This is a genomic window from Flavobacterium anhuiense (assembly GCF_050990855.1).
In the GTDB taxonomy this organism is placed as follows: domain Bacteria; phylum Bacteroidota; class Bacteroidia; order Flavobacteriales; family Flavobacteriaceae; genus Flavobacterium; species Flavobacterium anhuiense_C.
This window is the reverse complement of the sequence record NZ_CP158861.1, coordinates 935,453-956,313: the sequence shown is the minus strand read 5'-3', so window position 1 is coordinate 956,313 and position 20,861 is coordinate 935,453. Positions and strand designations below refer to the sequence as shown.

The 20,861-nt window shown below is 36.1% G+C and carries 16 protein-coding genes; 10 read left to right on the top strand and 6 right to left on the bottom strand.

The window, feature by feature from the left end:
• Positions 1-63 precede the first annotated feature (63 nt).
• Positions 64-474, top strand: coding sequence for a BrxA/BrxB family bacilliredoxin (locus ABTV69_RS04390; RefSeq protein ID WP_111284876.1), 411 nt, complete (start codon positions 64-66; stop codon positions 472-474).
• 135 nt (positions 475-609) lie between these two features.
• Here ABTV69_RS04390 and ABTV69_RS04385 read toward each other — a convergent pair whose 3' ends face one another.
• From ABTV69_RS04385 to ABTV69_RS04375, 3 genes are read right to left on the bottom strand one after another with little or no spacing between them, the layout of a single operon-like run.
• Positions 610-1,977 (bottom strand): efflux transporter outer membrane subunit, encoded by a 1,368-nt coding sequence (locus ABTV69_RS04385; protein WP_433834458.1) that lies wholly within the window; start codon positions 1,975-1,977, stop codon positions 610-612.
• Positions 1,970-5,143: an efflux RND transporter permease subunit gene (locus ABTV69_RS04380; protein WP_433834457.1), complete on the bottom strand. Its 3,174-nt coding sequence runs from the start codon at positions 5,141-5,143 to the stop codon at positions 1,970-1,972. Before ABTV69_RS04380 ends, ABTV69_RS04385 begins: the two co-directional genes overlap by 8 nt.
• Before the next feature lie 18 nt (positions 5,144-5,161).
• Positions 5,162-6,307, bottom strand: coding sequence for an efflux RND transporter periplasmic adaptor subunit (locus tag ABTV69_RS04375; RefSeq protein WP_433834456.1), 1,146 nt, complete (start codon positions 6,305-6,307; stop codon positions 5,162-5,164).
• A 259-nt stretch (positions 6,308-6,566) separates the two neighbouring features.
• Between ABTV69_RS04375 and ABTV69_RS04370 the strand changes: the two genes are divergently transcribed.
• The 6 genes from ABTV69_RS04370 to ABTV69_RS04345 all read left to right on the top strand — a co-directional run bounded on the left by ABTV69_RS04370 (position 6,567) and on the right by ABTV69_RS04345 (position 13,017).
• Positions 6,567-7,529, top strand: a complete 963-nt coding sequence (locus ABTV69_RS04370) for a polyphosphate kinase 2 family protein (RefSeq protein ID WP_433834455.1) — start codon at positions 6,567-6,569, stop codon at positions 7,527-7,529.
• 66 nt (positions 7,530-7,595) lie between these two features.
• Positions 7,596-9,263: a SulP family inorganic anion transporter gene (locus ABTV69_RS04365; RefSeq protein ID WP_433834454.1), complete on the top strand. Its 1,668-nt coding sequence runs from the start codon at positions 7,596-7,598 to the stop codon at positions 9,261-9,263.
• Between the two features lie 159 nt (positions 9,264-9,422).
• The gene (locus tag ABTV69_RS04360; protein WP_433834453.1) at positions 9,423-10,781 is read left to right on the top strand and encodes a rhodanese-related sulfurtransferase; all 1,359 of its coding nucleotides are present in this window, start codon (positions 9,423-9,425) and stop codon (positions 10,779-10,781) included.
• A 24-nt stretch (positions 10,782-10,805) separates the two neighbouring features.
• A complete protein-coding gene (gene tnpA / locus ABTV69_RS04355; RefSeq protein WP_433834452.1) occupies positions 10,806-11,198 on the top strand; it encodes an IS200/IS605 family transposase in 393 nt (130 codons plus the stop codon).
• Positions 11,199-11,545: 347 nt separating this feature from the next.
• A complete protein-coding gene (locus tag ABTV69_RS04350; protein ID WP_433834451.1) occupies positions 11,546-12,787 on the top strand; it encodes a peptidase U32 family protein in 1,242 nt (413 codons plus the stop codon).
• Positions 12,787-13,017 carry a ferredoxin gene (locus ABTV69_RS04345; protein ID WP_433834450.1) on the top strand — a complete coding sequence of 77 codons (231 nt, stop codon included), beginning with the start codon at positions 12,787-12,789 and terminating at the stop codon, positions 13,015-13,017. Before ABTV69_RS04350 ends, ABTV69_RS04345 begins: the two co-directional genes overlap by 1 nt.
• 62 nt (positions 13,018-13,079) lie before the next feature.
• Here ABTV69_RS04345 and ABTV69_RS04340 read toward each other — a convergent pair whose 3' ends face one another.
• The 3 genes from ABTV69_RS04340 to ABTV69_RS04330 are packed head-to-tail and all read right to left on the bottom strand — an operon-like array spanning position 13,080 to position 16,203.
• Entirely contained in the window at positions 13,080-13,622 is a 543-nt protein-coding gene (locus tag ABTV69_RS04340) for a hypothetical protein (protein WP_433834449.1), read from the bottom strand.
• A 20-nt stretch (positions 13,623-13,642) separates the two neighbouring features.
• Entirely contained in the window at positions 13,643-14,992 is a 1,350-nt protein-coding gene (locus ABTV69_RS04335; protein ID WP_433834448.1) for an ankyrin repeat domain-containing protein, read from the bottom strand.
• A 32-nt stretch (positions 14,993-15,024) separates the two neighbouring features.
• A complete protein-coding gene (locus ABTV69_RS04330) occupies positions 15,025-16,203 on the bottom strand; it encodes an ankyrin repeat domain-containing protein (RefSeq protein ID WP_433834447.1) in 1,179 nt (392 codons plus the stop codon).
• 355 nt (positions 16,204-16,558) lie between these two features.
• Here ABTV69_RS04330 and ABTV69_RS04325 point away from each other — a divergent pair, with 355 nt between their 5' ends.
• Genes ABTV69_RS04325 through ABTV69_RS04315 form a run of 3 tightly spaced genes read left to right on the top strand, consistent with a single transcriptional unit; the run spans position 16,559 to position 20,742 of the window.
• Positions 16,559-17,962: a PSP1 domain-containing protein gene (locus ABTV69_RS04325; RefSeq protein WP_433834446.1), complete on the top strand. Its 1,404-nt coding sequence runs from the start codon at positions 16,559-16,561 to the stop codon at positions 17,960-17,962.
• Positions 17,946-18,425: a gliding motility lipoprotein GldH gene (locus tag ABTV69_RS04320; RefSeq protein WP_433834445.1), complete on the top strand. Its 480-nt coding sequence runs from the start codon at positions 17,946-17,948 to the stop codon at positions 18,423-18,425. The genes ABTV69_RS04325 and ABTV69_RS04320 overlap by 17 nt, the downstream gene beginning before the upstream one ends.
• Before the next feature lie 10 nt (positions 18,426-18,435).
• Entirely contained in the window at positions 18,436-20,742 is a 2,307-nt protein-coding gene (locus tag ABTV69_RS04315) for a penicillin-binding protein 1A (RefSeq protein WP_433834444.1), read from the top strand.
• Positions 20,743-20,861: the final 119 nt, after the last annotated feature.

Below are 20,861 nucleotides of genomic sequence, written 5' to 3'. Positions count from 1 at the left end.
AACTAGTTGCGAGTAAACTTTGTAACTTTGCAGTTCAAAAGTAAAATTTTAAAAGACAAGAATATGTATCCACTAGACATGGTAAAACCAATGGAGGCTGAATTAACAGCAGCGGGTTTTCAAGATTTACATAGTGCTGAGGCTGTAGAGAATGCGATCAAAGCTGAAGGTACCACTTTAGTTGTTGTAAACTCTGTTTGTGGTTGTGCTGCAAGAAATGCACGTCCAGGAGCAAAAATGAGTTTAGATAATGCTAAAAAACCAGATCATTTAATTACTGTTTTTGCAGGTGTTGACAAAGAAGCTGTTGATGCTGCAAGACAACACATGTTCCCTTTCCCTCCATCATCGCCATCTATGGCTTTATTTAAAAATGGAGAATTGGTGCATATGTTAGAGCGTCACCACATCGAAGGACGTCCAGCTGAATTAATCGCTGAGAATTTACAAGATGCATTTAATGAATTCTGCTAATTCGTTAAGGTTCAAAGTAACAAAGGTACAGAGGTACAAAGCATAAAAACAAAAAAAGCACTATTTTTCAATAGTGCTTTTTTATTTGTAACAGTGAGAAACCTTTGTCCCTTTGAGCCTTTGTATCTTTGTAACTTACATATTCCATCCCCCACCAAGTGCTCTATACAATTCGATCATCGAACTTAATTGTCTTTCTGATAATTGTGCTAGACTTAACTGGGCATTGAAAAGGTTGGTTTCTACATCTAAAACTTCTAAGTAAGAAACATAGCCGCTGTCATATCTTTCGTGAGATAATTTAAAATTGATTAAAGCGGCCTGAACTTGTCTATTGCGTGCTTTCCATTCTTCCTGATAGGTTCTAACATTTTGTATGGATTGTTCTACTTCAGAAACGGCACCAATATAAGCCTTTTGGTAAAGAAATTTGAACTGTTCGGCCTGTTGTCTGTTTATTTCAACTCTTCTTTTGTTTTTTCCAAATGCGAAAATAGGACCTGCAATTCCGCCGGAAGCATTTTGCATATAAGAACTTCCTAAGAATAAATTGCTTAAGTCTGCACTGGCAAATCCGGCAATGGCAGCTAGATTAATAGACGGAAAGCGCATAGCTTGAGCTACACCAATTCTTTCATTTGCTGCTGCATATCTTAATTCGGCAGCTTTTACATCGGGTCTGTTTTCCAATAAAGCAGACGGAATCGACAATGGAATTTTACTGACGATTTGCAATTCTGTATTGCTTTTACCTCTAGGAATTTCAGAAGGAAGCTGACCAGTAAGTAACGCTATTGTATTTTCGTAATATGTTATTTGTCTTTGAATGTTAGGAATTGCAGCCTCGGCAATGGCAACCTGCTGTTCAATCTGTGCTTTGTCCACTTCAGAGATATAACCTTTCGCAAATCTTTCACTTATGATCTGATAGTATTTTTCTCTTGTTTCAAGGGTGTGCTTGGTTATTTCCAGCTGATCATCAAAATTTCGCATCTGAAAGTAAGCAATGGCAATATTGGCAACAATATCAGATAATACTACTTTGCGAGCTTCTTCTGTTGCAAGAAGTTCGTTTTTTACTGCATTGTTTTCATGACGAAATTTTCCCCAGAAATCAAGTTCCCAAGACATACTAGCTCCAGCAGTAGAAGGGGTGATATACTTCTCGTTACTGTTTATGGTAGCGCCATATTGGAAACTTGGAAATAGATCTGCTTTTGCATAACCTAATTCCGCACGAAGCTGGTCGATTCTTGAAACAGCAATTTTAAGATCGTAATTATTTTGAAGACCTTTTGTAATAAGATCTTTCAAAACATCATCATTAAATAAATCAAACCATTTTACATTAGTTACAGAAGAGAGACTGTCTAAATTTCTCTCGAACTTATAAGAATCTGATTTTTGCTGTTCTGGCTTTTTATATTTTGGTCCTACCATACATCCAGCTGGAAATAGGGAAATAACCAATATAATAACGATTATTTTATATTTCTTACTCATGGTCTGTAGTATTAGGTTCTACATTACTTTCTGGCGCTACGATTGTTTCCTCTTTTTTATGTCCAATTTTTTCAATCATAACAAAGAGACCAGGTACAATTAATACCCCCAATATTGTGGCGATTAACATACCGCTAAATACTGCCATTCCCATTACAATACGAGCTTGCGATCCTGCACCTGTAGCGGTTAATAACGGTACTACTCCAAGAATAAAGGCAAAGGCAGTCATCAAGATCGGACGGAAACGAAGTCTTGCCGCGTACATTGCCGATTCGTAAAGCGGTTTTCCTTTTTCGTATTCTTCTTTGGCAAACTCGACAATCAGAATGGCATTTTTCGCTACCAATCCGATGAGTAGAACGAGTCCGATTTGCGCAAAAACATTATTGACATAAGCATCACTTCCAAATCTCGCTAAAAGGAGCCCTAAAAACGCTCCAAATACTGCGAAAGGAGCTCCAAGAAGTACACTAAAGGGTAATTTCCAGCTTTCGTATTGTGCAGCAAGAATTAAGAATACAAATACTAAAGCCATCACAAATACGGATCCTCCTCCTGGAGAATGCTTTTCTTGATAGGACAAGTTGATGTAATCGTAACTCATATCTGCTGGCAAAGTCTCTTTGGCAACTTCTTCTAATGCTGTCAAAGCCTGAGCACTACTATAACCATCGTTAGGACTTCCTCCAATTTCAGCCGATCGGAATAAGTTTAAACGGTTCGTAAAATCTGGCCCAGATACTTTGGTTGCAGTAACCAATGTCGAAACAGGAAGCATATCGCCTTTATTATTTTTTACATAAATCAAGTTTAGATCTTCTGGACGTACACGATTTACAGCTTCTCCTTGCACATAAACTTTATATTGGCGGCCGAAACGGTTAAAATCATTGACATAACTTCCTCCTAAAAATGCTCCAAGTGCTTCAGTGACTTTAGAAACGGGTATGCCTAATTTCATTGCTTTATCGTTGTCGATATCCAATTTAATTTGCGGAGTACCAGCGTTGAAAGTGGTGTAAATTCGTTTTATTTCAGGACGCTTTTGTGCTGCTGCAATAAAGTTCTGCGTTTGCTCTGCCAAATATTGTGGTGTATTTCCACCGCGGTCTTGCAGCATCAAACTGAAACCAGCAGAAGCACCTAAACCTTGAATCGCAGGTGGACCAAAGGAGAAACAGGTCGCAGTCGTAATTTGAGACGCCAGTTTTTTATTGAATCGGTCTACAAACTGCTTGGCCGTTTCTGCTCTTTCTTCCCAAGGTTTTAGTGAGATGAAGATAAAAGCATTATTAGGCTGATACGAGTTGGTAAGCATACTAAATCCGTTTATCGTGGTGTACGATAAAATAGATTTTTCTTCTTTAAGGAAACTGTCTACTTTTTTCGAAATTTCATCAGTACGCTGTAAGGATGATGCAGGTGGTAAAGCAATATTTACCAAGACATAGCCCTGATCTTCTTCCGGAATAAATCCAAGTGGAATTTTCTTTCCTAAAAGTACAATCGCCACAAGTATAACGGCTAGCAAAACTACGATACGCATTGCTTTTTTAGCAAAGAATGTTGCACCGCCGATATATTTTCCAGTTACGTTTTCAAAAACTCTGTTGAACCAAGAAAAGAATTTTGCCAGCCATCCTTTTTGCTGATCAAGAGGTTTTGTTGGTTTTAAAAGCATAGCACAAAGTGCGGGACTTAAAGATAAAGCACTAAATGCCGAAAAAGCGACCGAGACGGCAATGGTTATGGCAAACTGCTGGTAAAAACGACCCGTAATTCCAGGAGTCATCGCAACCGGAATGAAAACAGCACACAGAATCAAAGCAATGGCAATTACAGGTCCAGAAACTTCTTTCATAGCCTGAACCGTTGCTTCACGTGGATTTTTTCCATGTTCTATATGATGTATTACAGCTTCCACTACCACAATTGCATCATCGACCACAATACCAATCGCTAGCACTAATCCTAAAAGGGAAAGCGTATTGATTGAAAAGCCCAACATTGGGAAAACGGCAATCGTACCAACTAACGACACGGGAACCGTAATTAAGGGGATTAAAGTAGCGCGCCAGTTTTGAAGAAATATAAACACTACTAAAATTACCAAAATAATAGCTTCAAAAAGGGTGTGAACAATATCATCAACTCCAGCAGTAATGGCAAGTGTCGTATCTAGCGATTCTTGATATACAATATCCTGAGGAAATTTCTCGGCTAATTGTTTCATTGTGCTTTTTGCAGTTTCGGCTACATCTAAGGCATTACTTCCTGGCATTTGATAGATAGCCACAACCGCACTTGGCGAGCTGTTTCTTCTCGCAGATGAACTGTAGTTTTCAGTTCCTAATTCGATACGGGCAATATCGGCCAATAGTACTTGAGCACCATCTTCTTTGCTTCGAACTACAATGTTTCCAAATTCTTTTTCAGTAACCAATCGGTCTTGAAGTGTTACTCCGTAGGTGAATTCAGTATTAGGAGGTGCTGGTTCTGCTCCAAATTTTCCTCCCGGACTAATCATATTTTGAGCATTCAATGCATTTTTAACATCATCTACCGTTACGCCAAGTTTACTCATCATATCAGCTTTTAGCCAAATACGCATCGAGTAGTCGGAACCTCCAAAAAGTGTTACCTCTCCAACTCCTTTGATACGTGCCAATTGATCTACGATATTAATGCTCGCATAGTTGTTTAAGAATTTAGCATCATATTTCGGATTGGTAGATGTGACTGTAAACAGCATCATTGGGAACGATAAGGATTTTTTTACCACAACACCTTGTTGTTTTACACTTGAAGGCATAAATGGGGCAGACTGGTTTTGTCTGTTTTGCGTCAACATATTGGCATTGTCCAGATTAGTTCCTACATCGAAAGTAACTTCAATGGTACAAGCACCATCAGAAGTATTGATCGATTTCATGTATAACATATTTTCAACACCATTTACTTTTTGCTCAATAGGAGTAGCAACAGCTTGTTCCACATTCAGCGCGTTTGCTCCTGTAAAAGAAGTAGTAATTTTTACAACAGGCGGATTAATATCCGGATATTGAGAAATAGGTGTTTTTTGTAATGCCAGTAATCCAAGTATCACAATAATAATACTAATTACAATGGCAACAATCGGTCTTCGAACGAAAAATTCTCCCATAATAGTATGTGATTTAGATTACTTTGCAGTTACAGTTTCTGGATCGCCCACTTGCCATTGAACGATTTTAGGAGTAATAACACTTCCGTTTTTTAGTAAAGAAGTACCTCCCATGGCTATCTTATCTCCAGGTTTTAATCCTTCTTCAATGATATAACCGTTTTTAATAGCAGGACCAGGTTTTACGATCTGCATTTGTACTTTATTGTCATTGCCAACTACATAAACTTGATAAATTCCTTGAACTTCTATAACAGCACGCTGCGGAATTACAATGGCTTCTTTACGAATATCTGTCAGCAGTGCAACTTTTACATATTGGCCAGGGCGAAGCAATTTATCTGGGTTCGGAAATGCGGCTTCAAATGTAATCGCTCCTGTAGAAGGATCAATCTGTCTGTCAGCAAAACTTACTTTTCCTGTCTGCGGATATGTTGAGCCGTCTGATAATTTTATGGTAACAGTTGCTCCAGAACCTTTTAAGGCTGAGTTTGGTTTGTTGAATTCTCTGTAAAGACGTAAAAATTCTTGTTCGCTTATAGTAAATCGAACTCTCACATCGCCTAAATCTGAAATTGTATTTAAAATAGATGCAGGGCCAGGTCGCACATAATCGCCAACTCTCACTTTTGACAAACCAATTAATCCAGAAATGGGGGCTAAGATTTGGCAGTAGCCTAATTCAATTTTAGCATTTTGAACCGAAGCGTCAGAAGCTTTAATCTGAGCTAAAGAAGCATTATACGCAGCTTTAGCAGAAACCAATTCTCGCTGGCTCACGGCATTCATTTTGGCTAAAGGAGTTATCATATCCAAATCTGCTTTGGTTTTAGATAATCGTGCTTGTGATTCTGCAGCACCTCCTTCGGCTTCATTAAGTTTAGCTCTGTATGGTAAAGGATCAATAGTATAAAGTACCTGTCCTTTCTTAACGAAACTTCCTTCTTTAAAATTCATACTTTCGATAATACCATCAACTCGTGGGTTAATTTGTATATCAGATTGACCAAAAGTCTGGCCCGTGTATTCCGATTCTAATTGCACGTCTTGCTGTAAAACAGAAGTGACTGAAATTTCTAATGGTTTGGGGCTTGGAGGTGTTTCTTTTTTGCAAGAAAACATCAAGAGACTTAATAAAATTGCGGAGGAGTAGATTTTGTTCATTGTTAAATTCTTTTAGGTAAAATTCATTAAATACAACTAATTAAAAACCAATAAAGTGCATTAGCTAAGTTATGCGTTTTTTTGGATAAATGAATAATTATTGTTTAATTTTTGTTAATTTTAGTTAAATTTTTATTAGTCTGTATATCAGTGCTTAATATCAATATCGATAAAAAGCATCATAATATCGTTCAACTACAATTTTGTAAGAATTAATTATTCAAGATACTGGTACTACTAATTCAAAACTTTTGTAATTATGTCAAAAAATAACAAGAAAAAACACAGAAAAATAGATGGAGATGACAGCGATTTAAGAAAAATTACTAAAAAAGAATTATTGCATCGCGCTAAAAAATTCTCTGAGCAATATTGCGTGGGCGACGATAAGGGTTTTACATTACAAGATAAACCAACCTCTTATTTTGGTGATGAAGACAAAGCATTAATTCAAAAAACATTAAAAATGGGAGTTAAAGCGCTCGCTGCCATGCAGGATATTTTGTATGCACAAGACAAATGGTCAGTTCTCCTTATATTTCAAGCCATGGATGCTGCTGGTAAAGACGGGGCAATCAAACACGTTATGTCAGGTATAAATCCGCAGGGTTGTCAAGTTTCTTCTTTTAAAGGTCCGAGCTCAGAGGAATTGGATCATGATTATTTATGGCGTTGTCAAAAACATCTTCCAGAAAGAGGCAGGATAGGGATTTTTAATCGTTCTTATTATGAAGAAGTTTTAGTTGTTCGTGTTCATGAGCAGATTTTAAGAGGTCAAAAAATCCCTGAAAAACTGATTTCTAAAAATATTTGGGAAGATCGCTTTGAAGATATTCGAAATTTCGAAAAATACTTAACTAGAAACGGTACCATTGTCATTAAATTTTTTCTGAATGTTTCTAAAGAGGAACAAAAAAGAAGATTTATAGAGAGGGTTGATAATCCCGATAAAAACTGGAAATTTAGTGCAGCCGATGCCAGAGAACGTGGCTACTGGGACGATTATATGCACGCCTATGAGGAATTAATCAAAAATACATCGACCAAAAAATCACCTTGGTATGTAATTCCAGCCGACAATAAGTCGTATGCAAGAATTGCAATTGCTTCTGCCATAATTCATGCTTTAGACGAAATGGATTTAGAGTACCCAAAAGTGAGTCCCGAAAAAATTGCAGAATTGAATGAGGTTAAAAAAGCATTGTTAGAAGAAAAAGATTAACGTTTTGCAGCTATGTATTTTAGGTTGCAGCTTGTGAATGATCAAATTTCTTAACCTTTGCTAACTATGATTTCTAAACTTTTCCCAGCAGGAGACTGGATTAAAAACTATAAAAAGAAAGACCTTAAAAGTGATTTTATTGCAGGCGTAACATTGGCAGCCTACGGAATTCCTGTTTCTCTTGCTTATGCGACACTTGCAGGTTTGCCTCCGCAATATGGAATTTATGGATACCTTATTGGCGGTCTATTTTATGCTTTGTTTGGAACCAGTAAACAGCTTGCTATAGGACCAACATCTGCTATTTCGCTCTTAGTGGGTACTACGGTAGCGGGAATGGCAAATGGCGATGTTGAGCGGTGGTCTGAAATTGCATCGCTCACCGCATTAGTATTTGCCGTAATGGCTATTATCGCTTATGTGTTGAGATTAAGCGGTATTATTAATTTTATTAGCGAAACCGTTTTGGTCGGATTCAAAGCAGGGGCTGCGATAACTATTGGATTAACACAACTACCTAAATTATTTGGGGTAGAAGGCGGAGGGGATAATTTCTTAGATCGTGTTATAACGCTTTTTCATCAGATTCCAAATATGAATACTGCTGTTTTTATTTTTGGAATAATAGCGATACTAATTCTTATTATAGGAGAAAAGATAGCTCCTCAATTGCCCGTTGCAATTTTAGTTGTTATTTTTTCTATAATTTTGGTTTCCACGACATCATTACAAGATGCTGAATTCAAAACAGTTGGTGTTATTCCAACAGGACTTCCTGAATTTCATTTGCCTTCCTTACGGATAAGAGATGTTCAGGGAGTTTTGCCTCTCGCAATGGCTTGTTTTTTATTGTCTTATATTGAAAGCGTTTCCGCTGGACGAACTTTGGGACAAAAGAACGGGTATGTAATCAATCCGCGTCAAGAACTTTTGGCATTGGGCGTGGCCAATGCAGCTGTTTCATTTGCGCATGGATATCCTGTTGCAGGAGGTTTGTCACAATCTGCTGTAAATGATGCTGCAGGTGCCAAAACCCCTTTGTCTCTTCTGTTTGCTTCAACTGCAATTGCATGTTGTCTGTTGTTTTTAACAGGATACCTTCAAAATTTGCCCAATGTAATTCTTGCGGCAATTGTCTTAGTCGCTATTAGAGGGCTTTTTGATTGGAAGGAAATAAAACATCTCTACAAAGTAAATAAACAAGAATTTTGTGTTGTTATGATAGCGCTTGCAGGAGTATTGATATGGGGAATTCTTGCAGGAGTTTTATTGGCAACGCTGGTAACTTTGCTGTTATTATTAAAAGCAGCTTCTAAACCTCATGTTGCTTTTTTGGGGAGAGTTCCTGGAACAAGAATTTATACCGATCTGCAAAGACATCCAGATAATGAGAAAACGGAAAACATATTGATTGTCAGAATTGAGTCTTCCATTTTTTATTTTAATGCGGAATATATTAAAGAGCGAATCTTAGAAAAAATTTACAGCGAACCAAATTCCTTGAAAATTGTAATATTAGATCTCAACTCTTCTCCTCGGATAGATATTGCAGGTGCTAGGTTTTTAAAAAACCTTTTTGTCGATCTTCAGACGAAGGATATTACCTTAAAAATAGCGGAAGCCCGATCGGATGTTAGAGATAGTCTTCGTGCAGAAAACCTTGAAATCTTATTTGGACATATCAGTCGTTCTGTTTCCGTAGACGATTTGGTACAGCGTTCCAGACATGAATAATGCTGTAAGTTATAAAGTTGCATTAACAACCTGAGATGTTAAAAAAAACAGATATTTGCGCTAAGAACATTTTTAATCTCAAAATAAACTTTAAATTTGCCGCAGATTTTAAAGAAAATCTAAATAAAATATAATTTCTCACTTAAAACTGTTTATAGCATGCAACTGTACAACACTTTGAGCGCAGAAGAAAGAGCCATCATGATCGATGATGCAGGTAAACAACGACTAACGTTGTCTTTCTATGCGTATGCCAAAATTCAAGATCCACAAAAATTTCGTAATGATTTATTCGTAGCCTGGAATGCACTTGATGCATTAGGTCGAATTTATGTTGCTAGCGAAGGAATAAATGCTCAAATGAGTGTTCCTGCTGAAAATTTTGAAGCTTTTAGAGAAACTCTTGAGGCTTACGATTTCATGAAAGGCATCCGATTGAATGTTGCCGTAGAACAAGACGATCATTCCTTTTTAAAATTGACTATCAAAGTGCGTCACAAAATCGTTGCCGACGGTTTAAATGACGAAACTTTCGATGTAACAAATATTGGCGTTCACTTGAAAGCCAAAGAATTCAACGAAATCCTTGATGATCCAAACACAATTGTAGTAGATTTTAGAAATCACTATGAAAGTGAAGTAGGGCATTTTAAAGGTGCGATTACTCCAGATGTTGAAACTTTCAGAGAGAGTTTGCCAATCATCAACGAACAGCTAAAAGATCATAAAGATGATAAAAATCTGGTAATGTATTGTACTGGAGGAATTCGTTGTGAAAAAGCAAGTGCTTATTTTAAACACCAAGGTTTCAAAAATGTATATCAATTAGAAGGTGGAATCATCAACTATGCGAAACAATTGAAAGAAGAAGGTTTAGAAAGCAAATTCATTGGTAAAAACTTCGTATTTGATAATCGTCTAGGCGAAAGAATTACAGATGATATCATTTCGCAATGCCACCAATGCGGAAAACCTTGTGATAACCATACCAACTGTGAAAACGATGGTTGCCATTTATTATTCATTCAATGTGATGAATGTAAAGCAGCGATGGAAAACTGCTGTTCTACAGAATGTTTAGAGATTATTCACATGCCATTAGTTGATCAAGTTCGTTTGAGAACTGGAAAACAAGTTGGAAACAAAGTTTTCAGAAAGGGAAAATCTGAAAACTTGAAGTTCAAACATTCAGGAGAATTGCCAGAAACTGCTTTGGCAACGGCACAAAAGCAAGCTGATATTCGTCAGAAAATAAAAGTAAAGAAAGTACTTCTTGGAAAAGCAGAACATTATTATGTAAAAGCTCAAGTAGCACAATTTATTATAGAAAATCACGAATTAAACGCTGGTGATAAAATTCTTATTTCAGGCCCAACAACTGGTGATCAGGAAATGGTTTTAAACAGAATCATTGTTGATGGCGTAGAAACTCAATCTGCTAAAATTGGTGCTAAAGTTACTTTTGAAGTCCCATTTCGTATTCGTTTGTCAGATAAATTGTATAAAATTGTAAATTAGCGGTTTTTTAAACCCTAATTTACAATGTCGCATTCATTTGCCAAAGTATGGATTCATGCCATTTGGGCAACCAAAAACCGTAAAGAATTAATTGATTTTTCAATAGAAAAAAAAGTACACAATTATATTCACGATGAATTAATTGAGTTGGGTTGTCCTGTTAGAATCATAAACGGAATGTCTGACCATGTGCATGTTTTGTTTTTACTAAATACCCAAAAATCTATTTCAGATATTATTCGTCAAGCGAAAGGAGGTTCTTATCATTGCATAAATGGGGAAAGTCTAATTCCTGAAAAATTCGCGTGGCAGAAGGGTTATGCAGCCTTTGCGGTAAGCGAATCTCAGCTTGATGTTGTTTTTAATTATATCAAAAATCAAAAACACCATCACCTAAAAAAGAGTGGAGAGCAGTAATTTAATGAATTTGCCAAATTGCATGGGTTTGAGAATTCAACTAATCTGTAAACAAAAAATTGCCATAATCTATAAAAAAACATAGCCCACGGTTTCAACCGTGGGTACACAAAGCAAATCCTCAACGTTACGCATCAATACGTTTCCCACGGTTGAAACCGTGGGCTATATTTGAAGATCTTTATAAAATATTTTCATGATAGAGTATCAACATAATGCCTACTACTGCAAATCATTTTTAAAATATAGACTATGATATAAATCATAGAAATCTAATCTGTATCAAATTATTTTTGCCAATTGTTAGATGACGAAATTCAAAAATAGGTCATCGGAATAATAAAATCATGACAATTAACAATACAATCGAACTCATGGCTCCCGCTGGGAATTTTGAGTCGCTTCAAGCTGCCTTAGATAATGGCTGTGATTCTGTATATTTTGGTGTTGAACAGCTTAATATGCGAGCAAGATCAACAGTCAATTTTACAATCGAAGATTTAAAAGAAATCGCCAATCGCTGCGAAGCAAAAAAGGTTCGAAGCTATCTTACTTTAAACACCATTATTTACGATCACGATTTATCTGTTGTAAAAACATTATTGAATAAAGCCAAAGACGCTAACATTACTGCTGTAATTGCATCCGACCAAGCTGTAATTGCGATGGCAAGATCGATTGGAATGGAAGTTCATATTTCGACCCAGTTGAATGTTACCAATATCGAAACCATTAAATTCTACAGTTTATTTGCCGATACGATGGTATTGAGCCGCGAATTGAGTCTGCGCCAAGTAAAGAAAATTACGCAACAAATTGAAAAAGAACAGATCAAAGGGCCGAACGGAAATTTAGTCGAAATCGAAATTTTTGGACACGGCGCTTTGTGTATGGCAGTTTCGGGAAAATGTTATTTGAGTCTGCATTCGCATAACTCATCTGCAAATCGTGGCGCTTGCAAACAAAATTGCCGAAAAAAATATACTGTTATCGATCAAGAAACGGGTTTCGAAATCGAATTGGATAACGAATACATGATGTCGCCCAAAGATTTATGTACAATCGATTTTTTAGATCAGGTAATTGATTCTGGAATTCAGGTTTTAAAAATCGAAGGTCGCGGACGTGCGCCAGAATATGTAGCAACAGTTATCAAAACCTATCGTGAAGCAATTGATGCATATTACGATGGCACTTTCTCGAAAGAGAAAACGGCAGTTTGGATGGAAGCTTTAAATACTGTTTACAATCGCGGTTTCTGGTCTGGATATTATTTAGGACAGGAATTAGGGGAGTGGAGTGATATTCCAGGTTCTGCAGCAACGCAGAAAAAGGTTTACGTTGGAAAAGGAACACATTATTTCCCAAAAGCAGAAGTTGGACAGTTCAAAATAGAAGCTTATGATATTAAAGTTGGTGATAAGATTTTGGTAACAGGGCCAAGTACAGGTGCTCAAGAAATGATTATTGATGAAATGTTTGTAAATGACCTGGCGGCAGAAAAAGCAACAAAAGGAGACGATTGTACTTTTAAACTTCCGTTTAGAATTAGAATGTCGGACAAATTATATAAAATTGTTGAAGCATAATGGTGATTATCACTTTACAAAGAGATAAATGTATTGGTTGTAATTACTGCGTAGAAATGGATCCTATCCGTTTTCAAATGTCAAAAAAAGACGGAAAATCGGTATTGCTTCATTCGCAGAATGCAAAAGGCTTTTTTACTTTAAAATCGCCAAATCATGCCATTGCAGAAAGTTGTGAATTGGCTGCAAAAGCTTGTCCGGTTAAGATTATTACGGTTAAGGAAACTTAGAAATAAAAACTAACCCTATTTTGTAATGAAACAAAATAGGGTTAGTTCTTTTAAGTAAACTTTTAAATCCCAATTTTAGCATTTATATTGTGTTTATCAACGTAAGCCTGCGCAACATTCATCAGTTTTGTGAATTTTGAATCTATTTCGTTTCGAGTTGAAGCGTCAAAATCGGCAATTGCTTTTTCTATTTGTTCTGGCGAAGCTTTTTCGTCTTTCAGCTTAGCAATTGGCAAATAACCTTCTTTTTGTTTGGCAATTGCATAAGAGAACAAGTCTTTAGATGCCTGAAGAAGTTCTTTGTTGTCGTCATCTTCTGGAATGTCTTTAATAGTTTGGAAACGCGTTTCCAGATTGGTAATATCATATTTAAAAGCATCCTGATAAGAAGACGGAACCATCTTTTTTTTGCTTTCATCATAAACCATCGCTTCCGATTGCAGTTTTTCGTTGATTTCTTTACTTCCAAAGCGAGATAGTAAATTGGAGTTTAAAGCGGCAACTTCAAAAGTTTTTTCTGGCGAAAGGTTATTACAAGAAGTAAAAGTTAGACTTGTGGCGATTACTACTAAAAATAGGATTGTGGCATTTAAGATTCTTTTCATTTTTTAAGTTTGATTATTATTTATCCTTTTAAAATTTTACTTTTCTCAGCGTCAAATTCTTCCGAAGTTAAGATTCCAGCATCTAGAAGTTCTTTCAAATCTAATAATGCTTTTTTCTTTGCTTCCATCGAATTTGATCCATCTGCTTTTGGAGCTTCAGCTTGTGTTGTCTGAATTGGGTTGACAGTAGTTCCTGAAGGGGCATATTTCAGAATCAATTCTGTAATTTCATTAAATCCTTTCACATTCGAATAGTCAATTGCTTTTTGTTCTTTCACATTGACAATCGATGCATCAGCTTTGTTATCTAATAGATATTTTACAACATCTTTTTTCCCGTTTGCGGCACTGTAATGTAAGGGCGTATTTCCAGATTCGTCCTGAATATTGATGTTTGCGCCAGCCTCTACCAATAGCTTAACCATACTCAAATTGCCTTTTTTAGTAGCAACGTGAAGAAGACTTTCTCCGCCGTAAGTATAAGAATTGTTTAGGGAGAAACTAGATTCGTTAGAAATGTTAGTCGCACTAACGATCCAATCCAGATAATCATTCATTGAAGAAGTATCTTGAGCGACAGGTTTGCTGTAATTGACGTCGACTCCGTTTTCTAAAAATAAAGCCACGATTTCCTTTTGATTATTCGCGCAAGCGTACCAAATTGGAGAATATCCATTATTGTTTGAAGTGAAAACATTGGCACCTCTTTCTACCAATAATTTAGCAAGCATTCTGTTGGTCTCATAACAAGCAATCAAAAGTGCTGTTTCACCAGAATGATTTACATGATTTATATCTGCACCATTGTCTAAAAGCAGGGTTACCATCGGAATCGATTTGGTGTAACAAGCATAAAGAAGCGGTGTATTTCCTTGTTTATCGGTAACATTTATATCAGCACCTTTCTCTAAAAGCAATTGAATAATTTCTCTGTTCAGTTTTGCAGATGCCAATAAAAGCGGAGTTTCCCCATTGTTATTCAGTAAATTAACATCAATTCCTGCTTCGAGCAACTTTGTTGCAATATCAATTTGGGCTGTCTGAACGACCAAATGTAGCAGGCTATTTCCCAATTTGTCGTTTTTGGTAATTTCTGCCCCATTGTCTAAAAGATGCAGGGCCGTTTGTTTCTGTTTTTGAAGACAAGCAAAGTATAAAGGCGTTTCTCCCTGATGATCTTCGTAGTTGATATCGGCTCCGTCTTCGGTTAAAATTTTTACAATATCGAGATAACCGCGATGCGCCGCATAATGAAGAGCCGTTCTTCCTAGTTCGTCTGTATATTTTACATCTACTTCTTTATTCTGGAGAAGTAATTCGGCTATTTTTCTGTTCCCATTTTCGCAGGCAACTATAAATGACATTGACATGTGTAATATTTTTTAAATAGAAAATCGTTTTATTATTTCATTAAAAGCTCAACGGTCTTAATTTTCAGGTTGTCTTCCGAGGCAAGCATCAAGGCAGTTTCATCTTTATCGTTGGTGATTTCTTTATCGGCACCATTCTCAAGCAGCAATTTTACTTTTCGATAGGTTTCTTTTGCCATTTCTGCATCGTAATTGACATTGTAGGCACAGACTTTATGCAAAACAGTATTTCCCTGATTATCTTGTTCATTAACGTCAACTGATCCACTATCAAGTACCGATTTTAAAACACCTGATTTTTTTTCGACAATATAATCTACGCCTGATTTCGGATTTCCGTAATATTGAGCACAGTGATTCAAATCGGCCCCATCAGAGAGTAATCTTTGTAATGAATTTAGATCGTATTCTGAATCAGACATCATTCGGATAAATTCTGTAAGCAAAGTTTTCCCATTTTTATTGATGTTGCTAAAATTGGCCGACGATGATTCTGCTAAAAGTTCGTACATCGGAAAAGAAAACTGTTCTGCTGCAGCGTAATAAAAAGCATTGTTTTCTTGGTTATCCGTTTCATTTGGGTCTGCACCATTTTCTACTAAAAATGACAAAAGGTCTTTTCGGTTTCTTTTAACAGCACACATTAACGGAGTAGTTCCAACAATATTTTTCTCGTTGATGTCAACGCCATTATTGATTAATATACTGATGTATTCTTTTACTTTTTCCGCATCCAGTCCGTAAGTGTTTAGAATAGTATAAATAAAATTTTCTCCTGCATTGTTCTTATACTGAGTGTTAGCGTTAAAATCTTCAACTAAAACTTGAACTATTTTTGGCGAAATGCCTTTTTCAAGGAAATAGCCGAGCAAAGTTTTGTCGCTAATTTCGTCGTTAATGTTGTCCATTTTTGACATCAATTCTTTAAAAAAAGCAATCGAATCTTCGTCATCTTTTAAATATAAAGCCAACGGTTTAAAAATTGATTGGTCAAAACTATCCAATTCGTAAATATCAGTTTCAATAAAACCTGCGTTAATCAATTTTTCTATAAAATCGAGTTCTTTTGCTTCGATAATTTTGGCTGCTATCTGCGAAAAGTTGTTTTTTAAATACTGTTCGTTAAATTTTTCCCCGTTGTTTAGGCATTCTCTGGCCTCGTCAAATTTTCCTTGAAAAAGGAAACTTTCAATTTGGTTTTGTGTTTGCATTTGAAATATATTTAAATAAAAGATAAGTTTGTGCGAGGTTCGCGAATAAATTTATTGACTTCGCAAACGATGCTGTAAGATAAAACATAAAAATCGTAAATATATTTTAGGATAAAAAGTTAAAAAGTCCAATTACAATCTAGAACGGACAGAAAACGTGATTTGTGAGAAACAATTACTTATTAATAAGAATAAGCTTATACTTTTAGGGAAGTTTTGTTTGCAAAAGATGTATTATTTTATTTAACAACCCTTTAATTTTTATCCATAAAAAGCAAAATAAAAAAAATACTATCTTTACCGATCAAACGTTTATGAACTTAAGCTGCTTTTTGGCAGCACTACATATATAATTATGGCATGTACAAGTTGTTCAACCTCAGACGGTGGCGCACCAAAAGGTTGTAAAAATAATGGGACTTGCGGCACCGATAGCTGCAATAAATTGACGGTTTTTGACTGGCTTTCGAACATGAGTCCGTCTAATGGAGAGGCGATTTTTGATTGTGTTGAGGTTCGTTTTAAAAACGGACGTAAGGAATTTTTTAGAAATTCAGAGAAATTAACTTTAAGTATTGGTGATATTGTAGCAACTGTTGCATCACCAGGACATGATATTGGAATTGTGACTCTTACAGGCGAATTGGTAAAGATTCAAATGAAGAAAAAAGGAGTGAATTACGAAAGTAATGACGTTCCAAAAATTTATAGAAAGGCATCTCAAAAAGATATCGATATCTGGTCTGTGGCCCGTGATCGTGAGGAACCAATGAAAGTTCGTGCACGTGAATTGGCAATTCAGCACAAATTGGAAATGAAAATTTCTGATATCGAATTTCAAGGTGACGGATCTAAAGCGACTTTTTACTACACAGCAAACGATCGTGTCGATTTTAGAATGCTGATTAAAGATTTTGCTAAAGAATTTAGTACGAGAGTCGAAATGAAACAAGTTGGTTTCCGTCAGGAAGCAGCACGTTTAGGTGGAGTTGGTTCTTGTGGCCGCGAACTTTGCTGTTCTACTTGGTTAACTGATTTTAGAAGTGTGAATACTTCTGCGGCTCGTTACCAACAGTTATCATTGAATCCGCAGAAACTAGCGGGACAATGCGGTAAATTAAAATGCTGTCTAAACTATGAGTTAGACACTTACATGGACGCATTGAAAGATTTTCCAGATTACGATACCAAACTAATCACAGAAAAAGGGGATGCAGTTTGCCAAAAACAAGATATTTTTAAAGGTTTAATGTGGTTTGCTTACACAAATAACTTTGCAAACTGGCATGTTTTAAAAATCGATCAGGTAAAAGAAATCATTGCAGAGAACAAGCATAAGAATAAAGTTTCTTCTTTAGAAGATTTTGCAGTTGAGGTAATTGCAGAACCGGAAAAAGACTTCAATAATGCAATGGGTCAAGAGAGCTTAACTCGTTTTGATCAGCCAAAAAGAAAGAAAAAACCAAATCGCAAGCGTAAAAACACAGAGGCGGCTGGTGTTGCAACTCCTGCAAAACCACAGCAGGAAAAAAATGCGAATAACGCTAAACCAGCAGGAAATAATAATCCGAACAATGCTGGAAATGTGAACAATGGCAATGCAAATAAGCCAAACAACCAAAACAATCCAAATAAACAAAATCATAAGAAGAAGCATAATTCGAATAAAAACAATCCGAATAAGCAGAATTCAAATGATAATAAACCTGCTGAACCTAGAAAACCAATAACGAATACTAAAAATGAGAATAAAAAATAGCGGAATTCTTCTTTTGGCAGCAATACTTCTTTTTTCTTGTGATAAAAAAAGAGTATTCGATCAGTATAAATCTGTTGGAAGTGCTTGGCATAAAGACAGTATTATAAGCTTTGATCTGCCGGTTTTAGATTCTACAAAAAAGTACAATCTTTTTGTAAACATACGAGACAATAACAATTATCCGTTTAATAATTTGTTTTTGATTGTGGCTATTGAAATGCCGAGCGGATTTACCAAAGTGGATACCTTAGAATACCAAATGGCAGAGCCAGACGGAACATTGTTAGGAAACGGGTTTTCTGATATTAAAGAAAGTAAGCTGTATTACAAAGAAGATGTAAAGTTTAAAGGAAATTACAAAGTTCACATTAAACAGGCTGTTAGACAATCGGGTAAAATTCCGGGTGTTGAAGCTTTACAAGGAATTACAGACGTTGGTTTTAGAATAGAACAAAAAGATTAGATAAATAGTTATGGCTGCTAAAAAAAACAATAAATCCAATACCGTTAAGGATATTAACTACTACAAAAAGAAATTTTGGCGGGTTTTTGCCTACTCTTTGCTAGGAGTTTTAGCCTTCTTTTTATTTGCTTCTTGGGGTTTATTTGGATCTATGCCTTCATTTGAAGATTTAGAGAATCCAGATTCAAACCTTGCTACAGAAATTATTTCTTCTGATGGAGTTGTAATTGGTAAATATTTCAAGACCAATAGATCACAGCTTAAGTATTCTGATTTGCCTAAAAATTTAGTTGAGGCGCTTGTAGCAACGGAAGATGCACGTTTCTATGAACATTCAGGAATTGATGGACGCGGAACTTTAAGAGCTGTTTTTAGTTTAGGAACAAATGGAGGTGCGAGTACTTTGACGCAACAGCTTGCAAAACAATTATTTCACGGTGAAGGATCGAAGTTTTTACCTTTTAGAATTGTACAAAAAATAAAAGAATGGATTATTGCCATTCGTCTAGAAAGACAATATACCAAGAATGAAATCTTAGCGATGTACTGCAACGTTTATGATTTTGGAAATTATTCAGTAGGAGTAAGTTCTGCAGCTCAGACTTATTTTTCAAAAGATCCAAAAGACTTAACCGTAGATGAATCGGCTATTTTGGTTGGAATGTTCAAAAACTCAGGTTTATACAATCCGGTGAGAAATCCGCAAGGAGTAAAAAATCGTCGTAATGTAGTTTTGTCGCAAATGGCAAAAGCAAAAATGATTTCAGAAGCTGAAAAAGAAAGACTTCAAGCACTGCCAATTACGTTGAAATTTAAATTGGAAAGCCACCGTGAAGGTATGGCAACTTATTTTAGAGAGTATCTTCGTGATTACATGAAAAAATGGGTTACTGAAAATAAAAAACCTGACGGGTCGGAATATGATATTTACAAAGACGGTCTTAAAATCTATACCACAATAGATTCTAGAATGCAAACGTATGCTGAAGAAGCGGTTTCTGCACACATGGAAAACCTTCAACAGCAGTTTTTTATTGAACAAAAAAACAATAAAAATGCTCCTTTCGTAAATATTACACAAGCTGAGACAGATAGAATCATCATGCAAGCAATGAAAAATTCTGTTCGTTGGGCTCAGATGAAAGAAATGGATAAAAGTGAAGAAGATATTATTGCTTCATTTAAAGTAAAAACGAAAATGCGCGTCTTTACTTGGAAAGGAGAACGTGATACCGTAATGACGCCACTGGATTCTATTCGTTATTACAAGCACTTTTTACAGTCTGGTTTAATGGCAATGGAACCTCAAACAGGAGCAATTAAAGCTTGGGTTGGTGGTATCAATTATAAATATTTTCAATACGATCACGTAGGGCAGGGAGCTAGACAAGTAGGTTCTACTTTTAAACCTTTCGTTTATGCAACAGCTATCGAAGAGCTAAATATGTCTCCTTGCGATTCTATTTTGGATGGACCTTTTATGATTCACAAAGGACGTCACCACGTAACAGAAGATTGGGAACCAAGAAACTCGGATTACAGATATAGAGGAATGGTTACTTTAAAACAAGCTTTGGCAGCATCTATCAATACCGTGTCTGCTAAATTAATTGATAGAACGAGTCCAGAAGCAGTGGTAGAGCTGACTAAAAAATTAGGGGTTAAAACAGAAATTCCAGTTCAGCCTTCAATCGCATTAGGAGCTGTAGATATTACAGTTGAAGATATGGTTGCAGCGTATAGTACATTTGCCAATCAAGGAGTTTATGTAAAACCACAGTTTTTAAGCAGAATTGAGAATAAAAGCGGAGAGGTAATTTACGAGCCAATTCCGGAATCACATGACGTTTTAAATAAGGATATTGCTTTTGCAGTAATCAAATTGCTTCAAGGGGTAACAGAAAGTGGTTCTGGTGTACGTTTACGTACGCAAGGCGGTGGAAGCGGAGACAATCGTTGGACAGGTTATCCGTACATGTTTACAAATCCTATAGCAGGTAAAACCGGAACAACACAAAATCAATCTGATGGATGGTTTATGGGAATGGTTCCTAATTTAGTAACTGGAGTTTGGGTAGGCTGCGAAGACCGTTCAGCACGTTTCAAAAGTCTAACTTATGGACAAGGAGCAACTGCTGCTTTACCGGTTTGGGGTTATTTCATGAAGAAATGTTATGCTGATAAAAACCTTCAGATTTCTAAAGGAGAATTTGAACGTCCAGCGAACCTTTCTATCAAAGTAGATTGCTACCAAAGACCAGCCGTTGTAAAAGATACGACTCAGACGGAACAAAATACAGATGAATTTGAATTGTAACAATGTTGCAATAAAATCGTAACTGATTATTTTTCAATCCCTTTATAATTCTTTTAAAAGATTTGTAAAGGGATTTTTCTTTTGGTTTTATTTTTACGAAATCGTTATAATTTCATCTA